Origin of the sequence: Microbacterium sp. NPDC060132 (assembly GCF_042729675.1) — a bacterium.
In the GTDB taxonomy this organism is placed as follows: Bacteria; Actinomycetota; Actinomycetes; order Actinomycetales; family Microbacteriaceae; genus Microbacterium; species Microbacterium sufflavum.
On sequence record NZ_JBHWXU010000001.1, the window covers coordinates 1,442,030 to 1,462,202 of the forward strand.

Consider the following 20,173-nt stretch of genomic DNA (forward strand, 5'->3'; position numbering starts at 1 on the left):
CAAAAGCGCATACGCCCTCGCAACCGCGCGCTTCCTTCACTGGAACCATGAACACCCGCACGAACCCCCGACCACCGCGGTCGCGTCGCCGTCGTCTCGGTGCGGCGCTGCTGGCGCTGGCCCTCGTCGTCCTCGGCGCGCTCGCGGTGCAGCAGTCTCTGGCCGCCGCCTCCGCCGACGCCGGACGGACCGTCCCGTCTCCGGCGCCGACCCCGTTCCCCGATCTGTCTTCCGGCGGCGCGGGGACCGACCATGGCGATGCGGACGGCACGATCGCCGACGGTGACCAGCCGACCGTGTTCGACGTGGAGCGGCCGAGCGTCGGCAACCTCGACCCCGATCTGCTCGACGCCCTGCAGCGGGCCGCGACCGACGCCGAGGTCGACGGCGTCGGGTTCCGCGTGAACAGCGGCTGGCGTTCGGCCGGGCTGCAGGAGCGGATGCTGCAGGACGCGATCGCCGAGTACGGCTCGGAGGCGGAGGCGCGCCGCTGGGTCGCGACGCCGCAGACCTCCGCGCACGTGTCCGGTGACGCGGTCGACCTGGGACCGCTGCCCGCACTCGACTGGCTGGCGCAGCGCGGCTGGCGCTACGGCCTGTGCCAGACCTATGCGAACGAGTCCTGGCATTACGAGCTGCGCCCCGACGCTGCGGCGGACGGCTGCCCGCAGATGTATGCCGATCCCACCGAAGACCCGAGGATGCGCTCGTGACCCGGGTGACGGCCCGGGGCCTGCGCGACTCCGCCGTCGCCCCTGCTTCCGCGCCCGCGTCGGTCGGGCCCGCGTCGGTCGCGCCCGCGTCTGTCGCGCCCGCGCCTGTCGCGTCCGCGTCGGTCGCGCCCGCGTCTGTCGCATCCGCGCCGGCCGTTCCTGCGCCCGCCCATTCCGCCTCCGTCCGCCCCGCGCTCGCCGGTACCGGGCGCGATGCCGCATCCGTCGCCGCCCCCTCCGGTGTCCGTTCCACGCCGCCGTCCCGCCTCCCGCGCCCGCGGTTGTGCACGCTCCCCGAGGCCGTGGCGCAGAACGTGTCGCGGGTGCGGCAGTCGACGTCCGCGCAGATCATGGCCGTGGTCAAGGCCGACGGCTATGGGCACGGGGCGGTCGCGGTCGCCGAGGCTGCCGTCGCCGCGGGTGCGACGTGGCTCGGGGTGACCGACGTCGCCGAGGGCCGTGCGCTGCGCGCGGCCGGCCTGGCCGTCCCGATCCTGTCGTGGCTGAACCCGGGCGGGATCGACGCGGTCGCGGCCGCGCTCGACCGGATCGACGTGGCGGTGGGCTCCGTCGACGAGCTGCGGGCGCTGATCGCGGACGCGGTCGCCCCGGTGCGGGTGCACCTGCACCTCGACACCGGGATGGCGCGAGGGGGCTGCCCGCTCGCCGACTGGCCGGAGCTGCTGCGGCAGGCCAGGGCGGCGCGCGGCCGCGTCGAGGTGGTCGGGGTGATGGGGCATCTGCCGCGCGCGGATGAGGCCGATCCGGCCGCCAACGCCGCGGCGGTGCTGCGGATGCGGCACGGCCGCGACGCGGTGCTCCGCGCCGGCTTCGGTCCGGTGCTCGTGCACCTCGCCGCGACCTCCGGCGCGCTGACCGATCCGGCGACGCACTTCGACCTGGTGCGCGTGGGGGCCGGGCTCGTCGGCATCGATCCGTCGCTCACCACCGTGCTGACCGGCGCGGCGCGGTTCACCGCCGCGGTGGCGCACAGCGCGTTCGTGCCGGCGGGCACCGCGGTCGGGTACGGCGGCGCGCACGTGACGGATCGGGCGACGCACCTCGCGGTCCTGGGCGTCGGATACGCCGACGGCATCCCGCGCGAGCTCGCGCCCGGTGCCGGCGTGGAGCTCGACGGCGGCAGGCACCCCGTCGTCGGGCGGGTGTCGATGGACCAGATCGTGATCGACACGGGAGCGACCGCGGTGCCGCGCGGGGCCGTCGCGACCGTGTTCGGACCGGAGGGCGGCGCGGTGCCGTCGGTGCAGGACTGGGCGAGGTGGGCGGGCACCATCCCGCACACCATCGTCACCGGCATCGGCCCGCGCGTGGAGAGGGGGATCGCATGACGACCAGGGTGCTGGTGATCGGCGGGGGGCAGAACTCCGAGCACGACGTGTCGCTGGCGTCGGCGGCCGCGGTCGCCGCAGCGCTGCGACTCGGCGACCACGAGGTGGTGTGTGCGACCATCGGCCGCGACGGCGTGTGGCGGTCCGACGCGCTGCCCACGGCCGGGAGCGCGGCAGAGTCACTGCAGCAGGCGCTCGGGCTCCTGGCCACGGTCGACGTCGTGTTCCCCGCCGTGCACGGGGTGCTCGGGGAGGACGGTGCGCTCGCGGCCCTGTGCGCACTCGCCGGGGTGCGCGTGGTCGGCTCCGGGCTGCGGGCGGGCGCGATCGGCATGGACAAGTGGACCACGAAGCTCGTGGCCCAGGCGGTCGGCATCGGCACCGCGCGGGGGCGACTGGTGGGGGCGGCCGACATCGGCGACGCGGAGTTCGACGAGCCCGTGGTGGTGAAACCCGTCTCGGCCGGGTCGAGCCACGGTGTGAGCCTGGTGTCGGCGGAGGGCGAGCTGCTGGGGGCGCTGCGGGAGGCCGCGCGCTTCGACCGGCGGATCCTCGTCGAGGAGGTCGTGCGCGGCCGGGAGGTGGACGTGGCCGTGATCCGCGAGAGAGGCGGCGTGCGGTGGGCGGCCCCGCCCCTGGAGATCCACGCGCCCGGACTGTTCGACACCGCGACGAAGTACGACGGCTCGGCCCGTTTCACGGTTCCCGCGCAGCTGGATGCCGCGCAGACGAGCGCCCTGCAGCGGGCGGCGGTGGCCGTGTTCGACGCCCTCGGCTGCGACGGGGTGGCCCGCATGGACTTCTTCCTCACGGAGCGGGGGCCCGTGCTGAACGAGGTCAACACCATGCCGGGCATGACCGCGGCGTCACAGGTGCCGCGCATGTTCGCCGCCGCGGGCGTGCCCTACGTCGATCTCGTGACGCGACTGGTGCGGGCTGCGTCGTGAAGGGGGTCAGCGGATGACGGGTTCCGTCGCCGAGAGCAGTCCGAGCTCGGATCGGCGCGGGAGCCCCTCCCAGTCGCCGGGGCTGAGGCAGGCGAACGCTCCGGCGGCGTTCGCAGTCGCCAGGCGCTCGGCCGGCTCTCGCCCCGCCGCGAGTTCGGCGAGGTAGCCGCCGACGAACGCGTCACCTGCGCCGACGGTGTCGACCGGCTCGATGGCTATGCCCGGTGCCGTATGCCGCTCGCCGTCGATCACGGCCAGGCATCCCTCAGCGCCGAGCTTCACCACCGCCTGCTGGGGCCCGAGGTCCGCGAGCCGCCGCGCCAGCTGCTCCGGCTCCGCGTCTTGGTCGAGCACGAGTTGTGCCTCGTCGGCGCCCGCGAAGACGATGTCGACCTCGGGCAGCAGCCGTCGGTACACCGCGCGTGCCGTGGCGGCGTCCCAGAGGGCGGCGCGATGGTTCACGTCGAACGACACGGTCACCCCATGGGCGCGGGCGTCGGCGATCGTGCCGACCACGGCGTCGAGGGCGGTCGTCGACAGCGCGGCTGTGATTCCGGTCACGTGCAAGATCCGTGCAGCGCGCAGCACCTCCTGGGGCACGTCCGTCCGACCGAGCCGGGAGCCCGCGCTGCCCGCGCGGGCATAGGTCACCTGAGCCAGCACCGGGGTGCGGGCGACTCGTACCATGTGGGCAGTGGGGGCTGCGGCGTCGACGACGGTGTGTACGCGGACGCCCTCTGCCCGCAGTTCCCGGAGGACAAGCTCGCCGAAGGCATCGGCGCCGACGCGCCCGCACCATGCCGCCGTGCCGCCCAGCCGTGTCACGGCGATGGCGACGTTGCTCTCGGCTCCGCCCACGCTCAGCGTGAAGTCGGCGTTGTGGGCCAGCGGCCCGACGCCTGTGGAGCGGAACAGCGCGAGGGTCTCACCCAGCGTGACGACGTCGACCGCAGGCACCGTGGCGCCCGGCTCCGGGCCGCTCACCGGGCGAGCCAGCCGCCGTCGACGGGCAGCACGACACCGTGCACATAGGCTGCCGCATCGGAGGCGAGGAACACGACCGCGCCCGCGAGGTCGTCCGGGTTGCCCCAGCGCCCGGCCGGGATCCGTTCCAGGATCTGGTTCCGACGGACGCCGTCGTCGAGCAGCGCCTCGTTCATGTCGGTCGCGATGTAGCCCGGCGCGACCGCGTTGACGTTGACGCCGCGGGCCGCCCACTCGTTGCACAGCGCCTTGGTGAGCTGCGCCACGGCACCCTTCGACGCGGCGTAGGCGGCCACGCGCAGCCCGCCCTGGAAGCTCAGCAGCGAGGCCATGTTCACCACCCGCCCGGAACCCCGCTCCAGCATGCCCGCACCGAAGCGCTGCGCGAGCCGGAAGGCGGCGCGGGTGTTCACGGCGAGCACCGCCTCGAACTCGTCCAGCGGGAAGGCCTCGGCGGCGTGCCGCGCCTGGACGCCCGCGTTGTTGACGAGCACGTCGACCGTTCCCCGTGCCAGCACCTCGTCGCAGGCGCGATCGATCGAGTCGACGGAGGCAAGGTCCACCGCGACCGCCGACAGGGAGACGCCGCACTCCCGTGCGACGTCCTCGAGGTGGGCGGCATGGGCGCCGCGCTGCATCGTGATGACGCCCGCGCCGGCCCGGAGCAGTCCTTCCGCCACCGCGGCACCGATCCCGCGCGATGCTCCGGTGACGACCGCCGTACGTCCGTCGAGTCGGAACGGCGCGGCGCTCATCGCCGGGCCTCCGCCGCCGCGAGGGTGTCCGGGGCGACGAGCACCTTGAGGGCGGCGCCCGCCGAGGTGGCTTCCGCGAACGCCTGCGTGGTCTCGGCCAGGTCATACACCGAGACCGGCAGACGCTCCAGACCGAGGGCGTCGCTCTCCACGAGGCCCACGGCATCGCGGAAGTCCGCGGTCGTGTACACCCGCACCCCGACGAGCGTCTGCTCGGTGAAGGTCACCGCCTGCAGGTCGAGCTCGACCGGTTTCTTATAGACGCCGACCAGCACGATCGTGCCCCGCACCGCGGCCGCACGCGGCAGCTGCCGGGCGACCGAGGGGTGGGCGGCGGAGTCGAACACGATGCGCGCGCCGCCGGGGATGGCCGCCCGGATAGCCTCCGCTGCATCGTCCGTCGCGGGCAGCGTCTCGAAGCCGAGCGTCTCGGCCAGGGCGCGTCGGTCATCGCCCGGCTCGACGACCAGGATTCGTCGGGCGCCATAGTGCTGCGCGACGAGCGCGGTGAGGATGCCGATCGGACCGGCTCCGAACACCGCCACCGTCTCTCCTCCGGTCAGCCCCGACCGCCGGACCGCGTGCACCGCGACGGCGAGCGGCTCGATGAGCGCCGCGGTCCGCACCGGCACCGCGTCGTCGACCGGGAAAAGCCGGTCGTGCGGGAAGGCGGCGAACTCCGCGAGCCCGCCGGGCTCGTCGATCCCGTACAGGCCGAGCCGTTCACAGACGTGCGCGTAGCCGTCGCGGCAGGGGGTGCACGTGCCGCAGCTGAGGAGCGGAAGCACCGCCACCCGACGCCCGTGCAGCTCGGGGTCGTCACCGCTCACGACCCGACCGGTGATCTCGTGTCCCGGGATCAGGGGGGCCGCGGCGCGCGGATGAGTGCCGTGCAGGATCGAGAAGTCGGTGCCGCACAGGCCGGTCAGCTCGACGTGCACCAGCGACTCGCCCTCGCGGAGAGCGGGGCGCGGGGCGTCGGCGATGCGGACGAGATCCGGGCCCTCCCAGATCGCGGCTCTCATGGAGTTTCCGTTCACTTGCTCACCTCCGGGTTCAGCAGGTCGCGCGGTGCGCGTCCGGCGCAGAACTCCACCACGTTCTCGATCGTCCGCCTCTTCAGTTCGGCCTCGGACTCCTCGCTGTACCAGGCGGTGTGCGGCGTGACCACGACGGACGGCAGTTGCAGCAGCGCGCTGGTGGGCGGGAGCGGCTCTTCCTCGAAGACGTCCAGCGCGGCCGACTTGATGCGGCCGTCGCCGAGGGCTCGCACGAGCGCTGCCGTGTCGACCACCCCGCCGCGGCAGGTGTTCACCAGCATCGCTCCCGGCTTCATTCGCTGCAGCGCGTCGTCGTCGATGAGGTGACGGGTGCGTTCGTCGAGCGGCACGTGCAGCGACACGACATCGGCTGTCGCGAGCAGCTCGTCGAGCCCGACGAGCGTCACCCCTCCGCCCGATGCCTCGGTGCGGGGGTCGTGGCCGACGACGGCGAAGCCGAGAGCGGCGGCCTTGCGCGCGGTGGCGGCACCGATGCGGCCGACTCCCACCACGCCGAAGGTCAGGGCCGAGATGCGGTGCAGGGGCTTCACACCGCTGAGGGCGTAGGTGCCGGCGCGGGTCCGGCGGTCCAGCTCGGTCACCCCCCGCACGAGGGACAGGGCGAGCGCGATCGCGTGATCCGACACGTCCTCGGTCCCGTAGTCGGGCACATTGCACACCGCGACACCGCGCGCTGTCGCGGCTGCCACGTCGACCGTGTCGACACCGACCCCGTACCGACCGATCGCTCGCAGCTGCGGGAGCGCGTCGAGGACGCGCGCCGTGATGGGGGCGTACTGCACGAGGATCGCGTCTGCACCGGCTGCTGCGGCGATCACCTCGTCTTCCGTGCGGCACTGGAACAGCTCCAGCGCGATCCCGTGCGCGGCGGCGACGGCGGTCTCCTCCGCGATCGCATCGTGGTCGCAATCCGTGATGACGATCCGCATGCGTCGTCCTCTCCTTCGTGGCGATGACACCGTCCGCTCCCGTGCGGCGAACCGGATGGTTGGCAACAGTAGCCGATCTGTGTATGGTTAGGAAATCGGTTTTCTAGCGGGGTCCGCAGGACTCCTCGATTCGGAGCACTCATCAATGGCGAAGATCACGAACGTTCGTACCGACCTGTACCGGGTGCCGCTGGCGACCGCTCTGTCGGACAGCACGCACGGCGACATGCTCGACTTCGAGCTCATCGTCGTGCGGATCACCGATGCCGATGGCGCTACCGGAATGGGGTACACCTACACGGTCAACGCGGGAGGCGACGCGGTCGCGCGGATGATCGACCCCTACCTCGGCGACATCCTCCGCGGTGAGGACGCCGATCTGATCGAGGCGCTGTGGCAGAAGATGTGGTGGCATCTGCACTACGCGGGTCGCGGCGGGCACGTCACCTCGGCCATCTCCGCGGTCGACATCGCGCTGTGGGATCTGAAAGCCCGTCGGATGGGTCAGCCCCTCTGGCGCGTCTTCGGTGGCTTCGACCCGCGCGTGCCCGTCTACGCGGGGGGCATCGATCTGCAGTTCAGCACAGAGCAGCTGCTCGCCCAGGCCGACGGGTTCCGTGCCCAGGGCTTCCGCGCGATCAAGATGAAGGTCGGTCGTCCCGACCTGCGCGAGGACGTCGCACGTGTCGCCGCGATGCGCGAGCACCTCGGCGACGGCTTCCCGCTCATGGTCGACGCGAACATGCGCTGGTCGGCGGATCAGGCCATCGCGGCCGCCCGTGAGCTGCGCGCCTTCGACCTGGTGTGGCTGGAGGAGCCGGTGATCCCCGACGACCTGCGCGGCCAGGCTCGGGTGCTGGCCGCCGGAGGGCTGCCCATCGCAGCCGGAGAGAACCTGCACACGCTGTACGAGTTCCGCGCCGCGATCGACGCCGAGGCCGTCACGTACCCCGAACCCGACGTGAGCAACTGCGGAGGCATGACCGTGTTCCGCAAGATCGCGGCGCTCGCCGAGGCGCACAACCTGCCGGTGACCAGCCACGGGGTGCACGACCTCACCGTGCACTGCCTCGCCGCGGCACCGAATCGCACCTACATGGAGGCGCACGGCTTCAGCCTCGAGCCGTACCTCGCAGAGACCATGCCGATCGTCGACGGCGTCGTGACCGCGCCGGATCGGCCGGGTCACGGCCTCGACCTCGACTTCGACCGGCTCGCATCGCTGCGAGCCTGACCCTCGGCCGCCGCCACCGCAGACGGCTGTCCATCAGAAATCAAAGGAGATGTCATGAGATCCACGCGCATCATCACGGCGGCCGCCCTGGCTGCCGGAATGCTCATCGCGGTCAGCGGCTGCGCGAAGCCGCTCGACGACGGCGGCGGTGCGGCGGCGAACGGCAAGGGTACCGAGCAGGTCGTCGAGAGCAGCTCGGAAGCCACCTGCGTCAACCCGAAGCCATCCGACAAGAAGCTGTCGGAGCTGAAGATCGGCTTCTCGCAGTCGGAGAACGAGCAGAACCCGTTCCGAGCGACCGAGACCGCGTCGGTGCGGCAGTCCGTCGAAGACGCCGGGTCGGAGTTCGTCTACACGAACGCCAACAGCGACCAGGCCAAGCAGCTCAGCGACATCCAGTCGATGATCAACCAGGGCGTGGACGCACTGATCGTGGCGCCCATCAGCGCCACGGGCCTGCAGAGCGCGTTCGAGGCAGCCAAGGCCAAGGGCATTCCGGTCATCACGATCGACCGCGAGACCGCGGGCCAGCCCTGCACCGACTTCATTTCATTCATGGGCTCCGACTTCGAGAAGCAGGGGCAGCGCGCGGGTGAGGCGATGATCGACGCCCTGGGCGGCAAGGGCGTGGTCGCCGAGATCCAGGGCGCACCGGGGAGCGACGTGGCGACGTTGCGCACCAAGGGGTTCGCCGCAGCGACCAAGGACGCCTCCGGAATCGACGTGGTCGCCCAGCAGACCGGCAACTGGGCGACCAGTGAGGCGCAGGAGGTGCTGGCGCAGCTGTTGTCGTCCAACCCCGACATCAACGCGGTCTATACGCACAGCGACACCATGGCGCTGGGCGCTCTGACGGCCATCTCGCAGGCCGGACTGACGCCGGGCGCCGACGTCACCGTGGTGTCGATCGACGGCACGAAGGACGCGGTGAAGCACGTCGCCTCGGGCGACATCGCCGCGATCGTCGAGACGAACCCCCGGTTCGGACCCGCCGCGCTGGACCTGCTGAAGGACTGGTTCGCCGGAGACCCGGTGTCGCAGAAGATCATCATGAAGGACGAGCTCTACACGAAGAAGAATGCCCAAGACGCGCTCGACTCCGGACGAGCGTACTGAGCCCCGCCATGACACTGCGCGAGAGGACGGGCGCATGAGGTCGCCCGAGACGAACGTGATCCTCGAAGCCCGCGACATCACGAAGAGCTTCAACGGGGTCCGCGCCCTCAAAGGGGCGTCGCTGACGCTCCGGGCCGGCGAGGTGCACGGGCTGAACGGCGAGAACGGCGCCGGAAAGTCCACGCTCATCAAGATCATCACCGGGTTCTACCAGCAGGACGGCGGCGAGGTTCTGCTCGACGGCCGTCCCGTACGGTTCCAACGGCCCAAGGACTCCCAGGCTGCGGGCATCAGCACCGTCTATCAGGAGGTGAACCTCATCCCGGAGCGCACGGTGGCGGAGAACATCCTCCTCGGGCGCGAGCCGCGGCGGGCGGGGTTCCTGCGCAAGCGGGCTGCCGTCGCCGAGGCTCAGGCGATCCTCGACCGGTTCGGTCTGGGGATCTCGGCCAGGGCGACGCTGTCGTCGCTGTCGTTGGGGATGCAGCAGATGGTCGCGATCGTACGCGCGGTGGCCTTCGAGGCGAGGGCGGTGATCCTCGACGAACCCACGTCGGCGCTCAACGGCACCGAGATCGACATCCTGTTCGGCGTCGTCCGGCAGCTGCGGGACGAGGGGCTGGCGATCATGCTCGTCAGCCACCGCATGTCCGAGTTGTATGAGCTGTGCGACCGCTTCACGGTGCTCCGCGACGGGCGCTTCGTCCTCGAGAGCACCCCGGCGCAGCTGCCTCCGGCCGAGCTCGTGGCCGCCATGCTCGGGGGCATCGCCCTCAACGACACCCAGCGCGACCCGGCGCAGCACCGGGAGCGCATGGCCGCGCTCGACGACGGGGACACTGTGCTCGACGTCGAGGGGCTCACGTGGGGCAATCGCCTCCACGACGTGTCGTTCGCCGTGCGCCGTGGCGAGATCGTCGGACTGCTCGGTCTGCTGGGGTCCGGGCGGACGGAGATCTGCAAAGCCGTGTACGGGGCGATCCGCCCGGACCGGGGCACGATCCGACTCGAGGGGACAGCGCTCACGCGGTCCTCTCCTGCCCGCTCCTTGCGAGCCGGGATCGCCTACCTCTCAGAGGATCGGCGCCACGAGGGCATCTTCCCCGGACTGAGTGTGCGCGAGAACCTGACCGCGGCGGTCCTCGGCCGACTGTCGACTTTCGGTGTGGTGCGACCACGGGAGCAGAGCGCCCTGGTGTCCCGGTTCGCCGACGAGCTGCGACTCAAGGCCGCGGGTGTGGAGCAGCCGATCTCCGAGCTGTCCGGCGGCAACCAGCAGAAGGTGCTGCTGGCACGGTGGATCGCCACCGAGCCCAAGGTCGTGCTGCTCGACGACCCCACCCGCGGGATCGACGTCGGCGCGAAGGCCGAGGTGCACCGAGTGGTGCGTTCCCTGGCCGAACGGGGTATCGGTGTGCTGGTCACCTCCAGTGAGACGGAGGAGCTGCTCGCCCTGTGCGACCGGCTCGTTGTGCTGAGCGAGGGAGCGGTGGTGGGCGAGCTCGATCCGCTCGCCGTCGATCCGGCCGATGTCGTCGGTTTGCTCTCGGCCGCCTCTGCCGGCTCTCTGACGACGACGGGAGGGAACCCGTGAGCGTTACGACCACGACCACGTCGGTGGTGATCCCCGAGCGCACACCCCGGGAGAAGCTCGCGCACTTCGCGCGCACCTCGACCGTCTACATCGCGCTGGTGGTGCTCGTCGTCTACAACCTGGTGGCCACCTCCGGCTTCGCGACCGTCGCCACCCTGCAGAACGTGCTGTTCGCCGTCGCTCCGATCGTGCTGATCGCGGTCGGCCAGACACTCGCTATCGGAACCGGGGGGATCGACCTGTCGGTCGGGTCGGTGATGTCGCTGTCGTCCGCGATGATCGCGCTGTATCTCGGGTACGGCGAGGTGGTGGCGCTGCTGACGGGAGTTCTGGTCGCAGCGGCTCTGGGTGTGCTCAACGGCACCATGATCGCCTACCTGCGCATCAACCCGCTCATCACCAGCCTCGGGCTGCTGGTCGCCGTCCGCGGCCTCGCTCAAGCCCTCTCGGGTGGGGCGCGCAGCCCGCTGCCCGGCGACGGCCTGTTCGAGTGGCTGGGCAATGCCGTGCTGTTCGGCATCCCTGCCGTCGCACTGATCGCGGTCGTCGTGGCGGCGGCGATGTGGCTGCTGGTCAAGAAGACGACGTTCGGACGGTACGCGCTCTTCGCGGGCTCGAACCGCGCGGCCGCCCACCTCACGGGTACGCCGCGCAACCGCACGCTCATCGCGATCTACGCCCTCAGCGCCGGTCTCGCCGGTCTCGCCGGCGCTTTCGTGTCGGCGCGCATCGGGGCGTCCGATCCCAGCTTCATCGGCATCCATCTGGAGCTGACCGCGATCGCCGCCGTGGTGATCGGCGGCACGCCGCTGGTCGGTGGTCGCATCAACATCGGGGGCACGGTCGCTGCAGCGGTCTTCCTCCAGGTGCTCGACACCACGTTCATCATGAACAACCTCGATTTCGCGTACGCGCAGGTACTGAAGGCGGTCCTCATCGTGGTCGCCCTCTTCCTGCAGCGTGCTGGGAAGGACGCACGATGACGGCCCTGGCGCAGGATCCCTCGCGACGGACGAGCGCGTCGTCGCACGGCCCGGGGCGATGGGCATCCGGCATGCAGCGCTACGGGATCGTGGGCGTGCTGGTCGCGGTGGGCATCGTGGCGACGTTCGTGTCACCGTCGTTCGGCACGATCGACAACGCCGCAAACATCGTCACCGCTGCCTGCTTCATCGGGCTGATCACCATCGGGCAGAGCTTCGTGCTCATCACCGGCGGGATCGACCTCTCGGTGGGTTCGATGATCGGCCTCGGTACGGTGCTCGCCGCGCTGGCGGCACCGGCCGGGTGGGTGGCGGCTCTGCTCGCGCCCATCGTCGCCGGAACCGTGCTGGGCCTCGTCAACGGCATCCTCGTCGGCAAGGCCCGCATGGCGCCCTTCATCATCACCCTCTCGGCATTGTTGGCGGTGAACGGCATCGCGGTGGCCCTCGCGAATTCGAGCATCGTGATCGATTCCGGCGTCTTCACGTCGATCGCCAACGGCAGCACCCTGGGCCTGCCCAACCTCGTCTGGATCCTGCTGCTGGCGTTCGTGGTCGCTGCCGTGGTTCTCAACCGCACCCCGTTCGGGTCGCGGATGTTCGCCCTGGGTGGCAACGAGGAAGCCGCGCGGATGATGGGCGTCAACGTGACGCGCGTGAAGGTGCAGGTGTACACGATCAGCGGTGCACTGGCCGGGCTCGCTGGCGCGCTGCTGGCCTCGCGGCTCTCGTCCGGCGTCGCCAGCTTGGGGTCGACGTACGAGCTGAAGTCCATCGCCGCGGCGGTGATCGGCGGAGTGCTGCTCACCGGCGGGGTCGGAACCATGCTGGGCGCGCTCTCGGGCGTGCTCCTCATCGCGATGATCGACAACCTCATCAACCAGCTCGGTTCGCTCAACGCCTATGTCCAGGACCTGTTCACCGGCGTGTTCCTCGTCCTGGCGATGATCGTGCAGACGCTCCTCAGCCGGCGACGAGAACACTGACCACCACCACTCCTTCGAGAAAGGGAACCCACATGTCGACTCTCGACAGCAAGATCGCACTCATCACCGGCGCCGCCTCGGGTATGGGCCGTGCCATGGCGCTCGGTTACGCCGCGGAAGGCGCCCACGTCGTCATCGCCGACCTCAACCTGGAGGGCGCGGAGACCGTCGTCCGCGAGATCGAGGCCAGCGGAGGACGTGCCTCCGCTCGAGTTCTGAACGTGGCCGATCCTGCCGCGTCCGCACAGCTCGTGGCCGACGTCGTCGAGGAGCACGGCCGCCTCGACGTGCTCGTCAACAACGCCGGCATCGGCCTGATCAAGGCGGTGTGGGACACCACGCCCGAGGAGTGGGACCGGATCTTCGCCGTGAATGTGAAGGGGCTGTTCTTCCTCACCCAGGCGGCGGCAGAACCGATGCGTCGTCAGCGCAGCGGCAAGATCATCAACATGGCCTCGGTCGCGGGTCGCCGCGGTGAGGCCCTGGTCACCGCATACTGCGCCTCGAAGGCGACGGTGATCTCGGTCACGCAGTCGGTCGCGCTCGCCCTTGCGCCGTACGGCGTGAATGTGAACGCGATCGCCCCCGGTGTCGTCGACACTCCCTACTGGAAGGAGGTCGACAAGCAGTTCGGCGCGATCACGGGCAAGGCCGAGGGCGAGACGTTCAAGGGCATCGGTGAGACCATCCCCCTCGGGCGCACCTCCGTGCCGTCGGACATCGTGCCGATGGCGGTGTTCCTCGCAGGATCCGGCTCCGACTACATCACCGGCCAGACGTTCAACGTCGAGGGCGGAACCTACTTCAACTGATCGTCTCGATTCGAGGAGCTCGCATGTCCACCATCACTCCCCGCCCGCTCCTGGGCGAAGGAACCCTACTCGGCACCACGCCGCGCATGCTGGTCGGCGGTGACTGGCGCGACGCAGAAGACACCCGTCCGGTCGTCAACCCCGCCACCGGTGCTGTGTTCGCCGAGGTCCCCGCCGCCGACGCCTCGCACGTCGATGCCGCGGTCGCGGCCGCGGTGCGTGCGCAGCGCGACTGGGCGCGTCGTCCGGCGACCGCGCGCGCGGCCGTCCTGGCCGAGATCATCCGACGCGTCGAGGAGAACGCGGAAGAGCTGGCGCAGCTGGTCGTCGCCGAGCAGGGCAAGACCATCACCGAGGCGCGCGGAGAGATCCAGGGCGTGCGGGCGTTCTTCGACTTTGCGATGAGCCAGAAGTACCGCACGGAGGGCGAGGTCGTCACGCCGTCGAGTGCGGAGCGTCAGCTGATCATCCGCGAGGAGCCGTTGGGTGTGGTCGTGGCGATCATCCCGTGGAACTTCCCGGCAGCGATCTTCGCTCGCAAGGTGGCTCCCGCGCTGATGACCGGCAACGCCATCATCGTCAAGCCGAGCGATGTCACTCCGCTCTCGTCCCTCGCCCTCGCGCGGATCTGTCAGGACGCGGGCGTTCCCGACGGGCTCCTCAGCGTGCTCACGGGGCGCGGCAGCGTCGTGGGGACGGCGCTGATCGACCACCCGGACACGTCGATGATCACGGTCACCGGGTCCACGAGGGCGGGGGTCGAGATCCTCGAGCGCGCGGCGAAGAAGGTCATCCCGGTGTCGCTCGAGCTGGGAGGCAAGGCCCCCTTCATCGTGTTCGGCGACGCCGACCTTCCACGCGCCGTGCAGGACGCATTCGAGGCGCGGTTCATGAACTGCGGTCAGGTGTGCACCTGCAACGAGCGCACGTACGTGCACCGGTCGGTGTTCGACGAGTTCGTCGCTCGGCTCGTCGAGAAGGTCCGCGGCCTGCGGGTGGGGGATCCGCTCGATGAGGACTCGCAGATGGGCCCGAAGGTGTCGGCGGAGGAATGGGCGAAGGTCGACGACATGGTGGCGGCGGCGGTGGCGGCCGGTGCGAAGCTCGAGATCGGCGGCGGGCGGCCGTCGGGGTCCGAAGGGAAGCCGGGCTTTTGGTACGCCCCGACGGTCTTGACGGGTGTGACGAACGAGATGGACATCGTGCAGCAGGAGGTGTTCGGGCCGGTGCTGCCGATCGTGCCGTTCGACGACGAGGACGAGGTCTTCGACTTCGCCAACTCCACCCCGTACGGTCTCACCGCCTACGTCTACACGACCGACATCCGCACGGCCCTGCGCGCAACGGACGCACTCGCGTTCGGCGAGGTGTACATCAACCGGGTGGGCCCGGAAGAGGTGTCGGGCTTCCACACGGGGTGGAAGATGTCGGGTCTCGGCGGCGATGACGGGCATCACGGCTTCGAGCGCTACACCCAGCGCAAGACCGTGTACGTCGACTACAGCCGCGACGCCTGATCGCCGGCGAGCTGACGCAAGACCGCTGTGCCGGGTTCGGGGACCCCGGGCCCGGCACAGCCCGCATGAGAAGATGACGCGTGCCCGATTCACCCCCAGCTCGCGGGCGAGTCCGTCTGATCGACGTCGCCGAACTCGCCGGCGTGACCAAATCCGTCGCCTCCCGGATCCTCAGCCGTGACGAGACGCTGAATGTGCGGCCCAGCACCCGCGCGCGCGTGCTCGACGCTGCCGAGCGCCTGCAGTACTCTCCGCACGCCGGGGCGCGAGCGCTCGCCGCATCGACCACCGGTGCGCTGTCGCTGCTGATCCCTGACCTGACGAACCCCGTCTACGCCCGCATCGCCCGCGGCGCCTATCAGCGCGCGCACGATCTCGGCTACGTGGTGCTGTTGGCCGAGGACAATGAGGAGACCGATGCGCGGGCCGACTTCACCGACCTGGTGGACGCCGGTCGCGTGGATGGCCTGCTCATCGCGAGTGCCCGACAGGATCACCCGCTCATCGAGTCGGGCCGCCTCGCTGCGATCCCCCACGTGTTCGTCAACCGCACCGTGCCGGACTCCGGACGCAATGTCACCGTGGACCTGGAACTCGCGAGCCGGGTCGCGTACGAGTACCTGCATGGCCTGGGCCACCGCGCGGTCGCGCACATCTCGGGCCCCGGCGGGCTGAGCCCGGCACGGGACAGGGAACGGGGGTTCCTGGAGGCCGCCGCTCGGTCGCATGCGCCGATACCGCACGTGGTCCACGCCGACTTCTCGGAGGCGGGCGGATACGCCGCCGTCGAGGAGATCCTGCGCGAGCGGCCCGACATCACCGCGATCTACGCCGGCACGCTGCCGCAGTCGATCGGAGCCCTGAAATCCCTGCAGGTCCTGGGGCGCCGGGTTCCGCACGAGGTGTCTCTGCTGTCGTACGACGACCTGCCGATGGCGGCGTACCTGACGCCGGCGCTGACGACCCTGGAACTCCCACTGCAAGAGCTCGGAACCGCTGCGGTCGACGAGCTGGTGCAGCAGTTGCGCGGGGGGCCGCCGCGCGACGTCACGCTCGGCTCGCACATCCGCATCGTCGAACGGGATTCGGTCACGTCGATCTCGTGACGCGACTGGTGCGCGCTGCGTCGTGAAGGGGGTCGACAGGGGTCCTGCGACGGCGGATCCTGGGAACATGACGGCGTTCACGGTGCACGATGCGTTCAGCGGTTTCAGTGTCGACGACCTCGACGCGGCGCAACGGTTCTACGGCGAGACCCTCGGGCTCGACGTCGCCCGGAATGCGATGGGCTTCCTCGAGCTGCGGCTCGCCAGCGGCGGCAGCATCCTCGTGTACGACAAACCGAACCACGAGCCGGCGAGCTTCACGATCCTGAACTTCCCGGTGGCTGATGTGGATGCCGCGGTCGACGAGCTGCGCGCCAAGGGGGTCGAGACGAAGATCTACCCCGACGACGTGTTCCCCTCGGACGACCGCGGGATCGTGCGCGGCGACGGACGCGGGCCCGACATCGCGTGGTTCCGCGACCCGGCGGGCAACGTGCTCGCGGTGATGCAGGCCTGACGCCCGTCGGTCCCGCGCCGGCTCAGAGCCGGTCGACCGCGGTCACGGTGACGACCGCCTCGCCGGCCTCGTCTGAGGCGGCGAGGTCGATCGTGGCGCTGATGCCCCAGTCGTGGTCGCCCGCGGGGTCGTCGAGGATCTGCCGCGCGGTCCAGGCCGTCGGGCCCTCGGTGAGCAGCAGCAGCCGGGAGCTGCGGGCGTCGGCACCGGTCAAGATCTCGTCGTGCTCGGCGAAGTAGCCGTCGAGCGCGTTCGACCAGGCGTCGGCGCCGAAGCCGGGGTCGAGCTCGGCGAGCGCCGCCACGTCCTCCCGCGCGGCCAGCTGCACGCGACGGAACAGCTCGTTGCGCACCAGGATGCGGAACGCCCGGGTGTTGGCGGTGAGGCGCTTCGGGGCGGGCGGCACGATCGGCTCGTCCGGCGCGTGCGGGTCGAAGCGGCCGTTGTCGGTGCCCGTCGCGAGCTCGGTCCACTCGTCGAGCAGGCTGGAGTCGATCTGGCGCACGAGCTCGCCCAGCCACGCGATGAGGTCGCGGAGGTCCTCGTCCTTGCGCTCCTCGGGGATCGTCTGCGATGCCGCGCGGTACGCGTCGGACAGGTAGCGCAGCACCACGCCCTCCGACCGGGCGATCTTGTAGAACGCGACGTATTCCCCGAACGACATGGCCCGCTCGTACATGTCGCGCACGACCGACTTGGGGCGGAGGGAGAAGTCGCGGATCCACGGCTGCGCGGCGCTGAACGTCTCGAACGCGGCGTCCAGCAGCTCGTCGAGCGGGCGCGGGTAGGTGATCTGCTCCAGCAGCTCCATCCGCTCGTCGTACTCGATCCCCTCCGCCTTCATCGCCGCGACCGCCTCGCCGCGGGCGAGGAACTCCTGCTGGCTGAGCACGGCGCGCGGGTCGTCGAGCGTCGACTCCACGATCGAGATCATGTCGAGCGCGTACGAGCCCGTGCCGGTCCCCGCGGACGGGTCGGGGTCGAGCAGGTCGAACGCGGCGAGGGCGAACGGCGACAGGGGCTGGTTGAGGGCGAAGTTCGGCGGCAGGTCGACCGTGAGGCGGATGTCGCCGTCGGCGGTGCGCTGCACGACTCCCGACTCCCGCAGCGTGCGGAAGATGCCGATCGCCCGGAGCGCCAGCTCCCGCTGTCGGACGCGGGTCTCGTGGTTGTCGTAGACCAGGCGGCGCATGTGGGCGAACACGTCGCCGCCGCGCGCGATCACGTTGAGCATCATGGCGCTGGTGATCTGCATGTGCGAGGTCAGCGTCTCGGGTGTCGCGTCGATGAGCTTGCGGAACGACGGCTCGCCCCACGACACGAACCCGTCGGGCGCCTTCTTGCGGATGATCTTCCGCTTCTTCTTCGGGTCGTCTCCGGCCTTGCGGATTGCGGCGAGGTTCTCGGTCTCGTGCTCCGGGGCCTGGGCCACGACGGTGCCCGCGGTGTCGAAACCCGCCCGCCCCGCCCGCCCGGCGATCTGGTGGAACTCGCGCGCGTTGAGCTGCCGCATCCGCGTGCCGTCGAACTTCGTCAGCGCCGTCAGCAGCACCGTGCGGATGGGCACGTTGATGCCGACCCCCAGCGTGTCGGTGCCGCAGATCACCCGCAATAGTCCGCGCTGAGCGAGCTGCTCGACCAGGCGGCGGTACTTCGGGAGCATGCCCGCGTGATGCACGCCGATCCCGGCGCGCAGGAACCGCGACAGCGTCTTGCCGAACGCCGTGGTGAAGCGGAACTCGGCGATCAGGGCCGCGATCTCGTCGCGCTGCTCGCGCGACGCGACCTTCGTGCTCGACAGCGCCTGGGCGCGCTCCATGGCCGCCGACTGCGAGAAGTGCACGATGTAGACCGGCGCCTGCCCGGTGGCGAGCAGATCGTCGATCGTCTCGTGGATGGGCGTCGTCTCGTAGAAGAAGTGCAGCGGCACCGGGCGCTCGACACCCGTGACCGTCGCGGTCTCCCTGCCCGTGCGCCGGGTCAGGTCGGCAGCGAGCGCGGTCACGTCGCCGAGGGTCGCCGACATGAGCACGAACTGCGCCTGCGGCAGCTCCAGCAACGGCACCTGCCACGCCCACCCGCGCTCCGGGTCGGCGTAGAAGTGGAACTCATCCATCACGACCAGCCCCACGTCGGCGTCGCTGCCGTGCCGCAGGGCGAGGTTGGCGAGGATCTCGGCGGTGCAGCAGATGATGGGAGCGTCCGCGTTGACCGAGGAGTCACCCGTGATCATGCCGACGTTCTCGGCGCCGAAGACGTCGACCAGGGCGAAGAACTTCTCGCTCACGAGCGCCTTGATCGGCGCCGTGTAGAAGCTCCGACGGTCGCCGACGAGCGCGGCGAAGTGCGCCCCCACCGCAACCAGCGACTTGCCGGTTCCGGTGGGCGTCGAGAGGATCAGGTTGTTCCCCGAGACGATCTCGATGAGCGCCTCGTCCTGGGCGGGGTAGAGCCGGATGCCCGTCGACTCCACCCACTCCACGAACGTCAGGTACACGGCGTCCGGATCGGCCGCGTCGGGAACGGTGGCGGGCTCGAGCCGCGGCGGGGAAGTCATGGTCCCTCGATCATCGCATCTGCATCAGACTCCCGTTCCCGTCACCCCCAGTGCGGTCAGCAGCTCGTAGGCCGTGGACCGCGCGTGCACGATGACCGCGCCGAGCTGCGATTCCGCGGCCGACACCGACAGCAGCAGCTGCCCGTATGGCGCGAGGATGAAGCTCAGCAGCGCCATCTGGCTGTCTTCCACCGACAGCGAGACGATCGCGGACAGCGTGGGTTCGGTACCGCCCGAGATGATCTCCGCCTCGGCGCGGGCCACGCCGAACAGCGAACCGTTCATGGCCGCGAGGTGCTCGCCCGACTGCGGGTCGAGTCCGATCGACGCGATGTGCAGGCCGTCGGCGGTGCCGAGGACGGCCGAGGTCAGCTCGGGGAAGCGGCTCTTCAGCTGCTCCAGCCGGGTGATGGCGGACTGGTTCACGATGCCCGACCAGAGCGCCCAGTTGCCGGCGATGTCGGGGTGCATGCGCGACGGGTCGTGCGGAGCGGCCTCCGCGTCACCGTGTGGTCTCATCAGTTCTCCTCCGGAAGGTCGAGCGCCGCGCTGGCGACGCGCATCACGCTGTCGCGGTCGCGGGCGTCGGCCGCGAGCACACGCGAGGGTGGCACCGCGTACTGCTGCAGCACGTCGGCGAGAGCCCGACGGATCGAGCCGATCGATCGGTGGTCGCTGTGGCTGACGACGATGATCAGCCGATGCAGCTCGGCGGGGAACAGTCGCAACCACTCCGCCGTGTCGGAGGTCATGGTGGGCTGATCGCCCCGCACCCAGAGCAGGATGCGGGTGCCGGGCAGCGACACGTTCGGTCGTGCTGCGGCGAACCGGCGCTGCCCCGGTACGCCGATGAGCGCGACAGAGACCTCGGGTGTCGGCCGCCACGTGCCGAAGTCGAGCCCGACCGTGGTCGTCGTCTTGTCCTCGCCCTGGGCCGCGGTGGCGCTCATCGGCACGTCGGTGTCGACCGGCGGCACGTCGCTCAGAGCGCGCACCGCGGTGGTCTTGCCGGCGCCGACGGGCCCCGCGAAGATCATGCGATATCGGGTCGGCATGTCTGCTCGTCGCCAACG

Annotated in this window: 19 protein-coding genes; 12 read left to right on the plus strand and 7 right to left on the minus strand. The window is 70.6% G+C overall.

From position 1 onward, the window contains the following. Positions 1-47: 47 nt before the first annotated feature. Genes ACFWCH_RS07145 through ACFWCH_RS07155 form a run of 3 tightly spaced genes read left to right on the plus strand, consistent with a single transcriptional unit; the run spans position 48 to position 3,009 of the window. Positions 48-713 (plus strand): M15 family metallopeptidase, encoded by a 666-nt coding sequence (locus tag ACFWCH_RS07145; RefSeq protein WP_136035239.1) that lies wholly within the window; start codon positions 48-50, stop codon positions 711-713. After that, positions 710-2,062, plus strand: coding sequence for an alanine racemase (gene alr / locus ACFWCH_RS07150; RefSeq protein ID WP_378803236.1), 1,353 nt, complete (start codon positions 710-712; stop codon positions 2,060-2,062). The genes ACFWCH_RS07145 and alr overlap by 4 nt, the downstream gene beginning before the upstream one ends. Beyond that, complete coding sequence (locus ACFWCH_RS07155) at positions 2,059-3,009, plus strand: D-alanine--D-alanine ligase (RefSeq protein WP_206251961.1); 951 nt, start codon at positions 2,059-2,061, stop codon at positions 3,007-3,009. The genes alr and ACFWCH_RS07155 overlap by 4 nt, the downstream gene beginning before the upstream one ends. Before the next feature lie 6 nt (positions 3,010-3,015). Here ACFWCH_RS07155 and ACFWCH_RS07160 read toward each other — a convergent pair whose 3' ends face one another. The 4 genes from ACFWCH_RS07160 to ACFWCH_RS07175 are packed head-to-tail and all read right to left on the minus strand — an operon-like array spanning position 3,016 to position 6,738. After that, positions 3,016-3,993 carry a sugar kinase gene (locus ACFWCH_RS07160; protein WP_378803237.1) on the minus strand — a complete coding sequence of 326 codons (978 nt, stop codon included), beginning with the start codon at positions 3,991-3,993 and terminating at the stop codon, positions 3,016-3,018. Continuing rightward, positions 3,990-4,748 (minus strand): SDR family oxidoreductase, encoded by a 759-nt coding sequence (locus ACFWCH_RS07165; RefSeq protein ID WP_378803238.1) that lies wholly within the window; start codon positions 4,746-4,748, stop codon positions 3,990-3,992. Before ACFWCH_RS07165 ends, ACFWCH_RS07160 begins: the two co-directional genes overlap by 4 nt. Continuing rightward, complete coding sequence (locus ACFWCH_RS07170; protein WP_378803239.1) at positions 4,745-5,773, minus strand: zinc-binding dehydrogenase; 1,029 nt, start codon at positions 5,771-5,773, stop codon at positions 4,745-4,747. Before ACFWCH_RS07170 ends, ACFWCH_RS07165 begins: the two co-directional genes overlap by 4 nt. A gap of 11 nt (positions 5,774-5,784) precedes the next feature. Beyond that, on the minus strand, positions 5,785-6,738 hold the full coding sequence (locus ACFWCH_RS07175) for a C-terminal binding protein (RefSeq protein ID WP_136032656.1): 954 nt from the start codon (positions 6,736-6,738) through the stop codon (positions 5,785-5,787). A 145-nt stretch (positions 6,739-6,883) separates the two neighbouring features. On the opposite strand from ACFWCH_RS07175, the gene ACFWCH_RS07180 reads away from it, so the two are divergent. The 9 genes from ACFWCH_RS07180 (at position 6,884) to ACFWCH_RS07220 (ending at position 16,543) form a co-directional block, all read left to right on the plus strand. Further along, positions 6,884-7,972 (plus strand): mandelate racemase/muconate lactonizing enzyme family protein, encoded by a 1,089-nt coding sequence (locus ACFWCH_RS07180; protein WP_378803241.1) that lies wholly within the window; start codon positions 6,884-6,886, stop codon positions 7,970-7,972. A gap of 54 nt (positions 7,973-8,026) precedes the next feature. Then, positions 8,027-9,088, plus strand: a complete 1,062-nt coding sequence (locus ACFWCH_RS07185) for an ABC transporter substrate-binding protein (RefSeq protein WP_205814384.1) — start codon at positions 8,027-8,029, stop codon at positions 9,086-9,088. A gap of 34 nt (positions 9,089-9,122) precedes the next feature. After that, entirely contained in the window at positions 9,123-10,682 is a 1,560-nt protein-coding gene (locus ACFWCH_RS07190; RefSeq protein WP_378803242.1) for a sugar ABC transporter ATP-binding protein, read from the plus strand. After that, the gene (locus ACFWCH_RS07195) at positions 10,679-11,665 is read left to right on the plus strand and encodes an ABC transporter permease (RefSeq protein WP_378803243.1); all 987 of its coding nucleotides are present in this window, start codon (positions 10,679-10,681) and stop codon (positions 11,663-11,665) included. Before ACFWCH_RS07190 ends, ACFWCH_RS07195 begins: the two co-directional genes overlap by 4 nt. Beyond that, positions 11,662-12,651, plus strand: coding sequence for an ABC transporter permease (locus ACFWCH_RS07200; protein ID WP_136032665.1), 990 nt, complete (start codon positions 11,662-11,664; stop codon positions 12,649-12,651). The genes ACFWCH_RS07195 and ACFWCH_RS07200 overlap by 4 nt, the downstream gene beginning before the upstream one ends. Before the next feature lie 32 nt (positions 12,652-12,683). Continuing rightward, entirely contained in the window at positions 12,684-13,463 is a 780-nt protein-coding gene (locus ACFWCH_RS07205) for a glucose 1-dehydrogenase (RefSeq protein ID WP_136032667.1), read from the plus strand. 23 nt (positions 13,464-13,486) lie between these two features. Next, positions 13,487-14,980, plus strand: a complete 1,494-nt coding sequence (locus ACFWCH_RS07210; protein WP_136032669.1) for an aldehyde dehydrogenase family protein — start codon at positions 13,487-13,489, stop codon at positions 14,978-14,980. A gap of 80 nt (positions 14,981-15,060) precedes the next feature. Beyond that, positions 15,061-16,086, plus strand: a complete 1,026-nt coding sequence (locus tag ACFWCH_RS07215; protein ID WP_205814383.1) for a LacI family DNA-binding transcriptional regulator — start codon at positions 15,061-15,063, stop codon at positions 16,084-16,086. Between the two features lie 67 nt (positions 16,087-16,153). Further along, on the plus strand, positions 16,154-16,543 hold the full coding sequence (locus ACFWCH_RS07220; RefSeq protein ID WP_378803244.1) for a VOC family protein: 390 nt from the start codon (positions 16,154-16,156) through the stop codon (positions 16,541-16,543). A gap of 22 nt (positions 16,544-16,565) precedes the next feature. On the opposite strand, the gene ACFWCH_RS07225 is transcribed toward ACFWCH_RS07220, so the two are convergent. The 3 genes from ACFWCH_RS07225 to ACFWCH_RS07235 are packed head-to-tail and all read right to left on the minus strand — an operon-like array spanning position 16,566 to position 20,155. Next, positions 16,566-19,100, minus strand: a complete 2,535-nt coding sequence (locus ACFWCH_RS07225; RefSeq protein ID WP_378803245.1) for a DEAD/DEAH box helicase — start codon at positions 19,098-19,100, stop codon at positions 16,566-16,568. 24 nt (positions 19,101-19,124) lie between these two features. After that, positions 19,125-19,619, minus strand: coding sequence for a roadblock/LC7 domain-containing protein (locus tag ACFWCH_RS07230; protein WP_136036683.1), 495 nt, complete (start codon positions 19,617-19,619; stop codon positions 19,125-19,127). Continuing rightward, on the minus strand, positions 19,619-20,155 hold the full coding sequence (locus ACFWCH_RS07235) for an ATP/GTP-binding protein (RefSeq protein ID WP_136036682.1): 537 nt from the start codon (positions 20,153-20,155) through the stop codon (positions 19,619-19,621). Before ACFWCH_RS07235 ends, ACFWCH_RS07230 begins: the two co-directional genes overlap by 1 nt. Positions 20,156-20,173 lie beyond the last annotated feature (18 nt).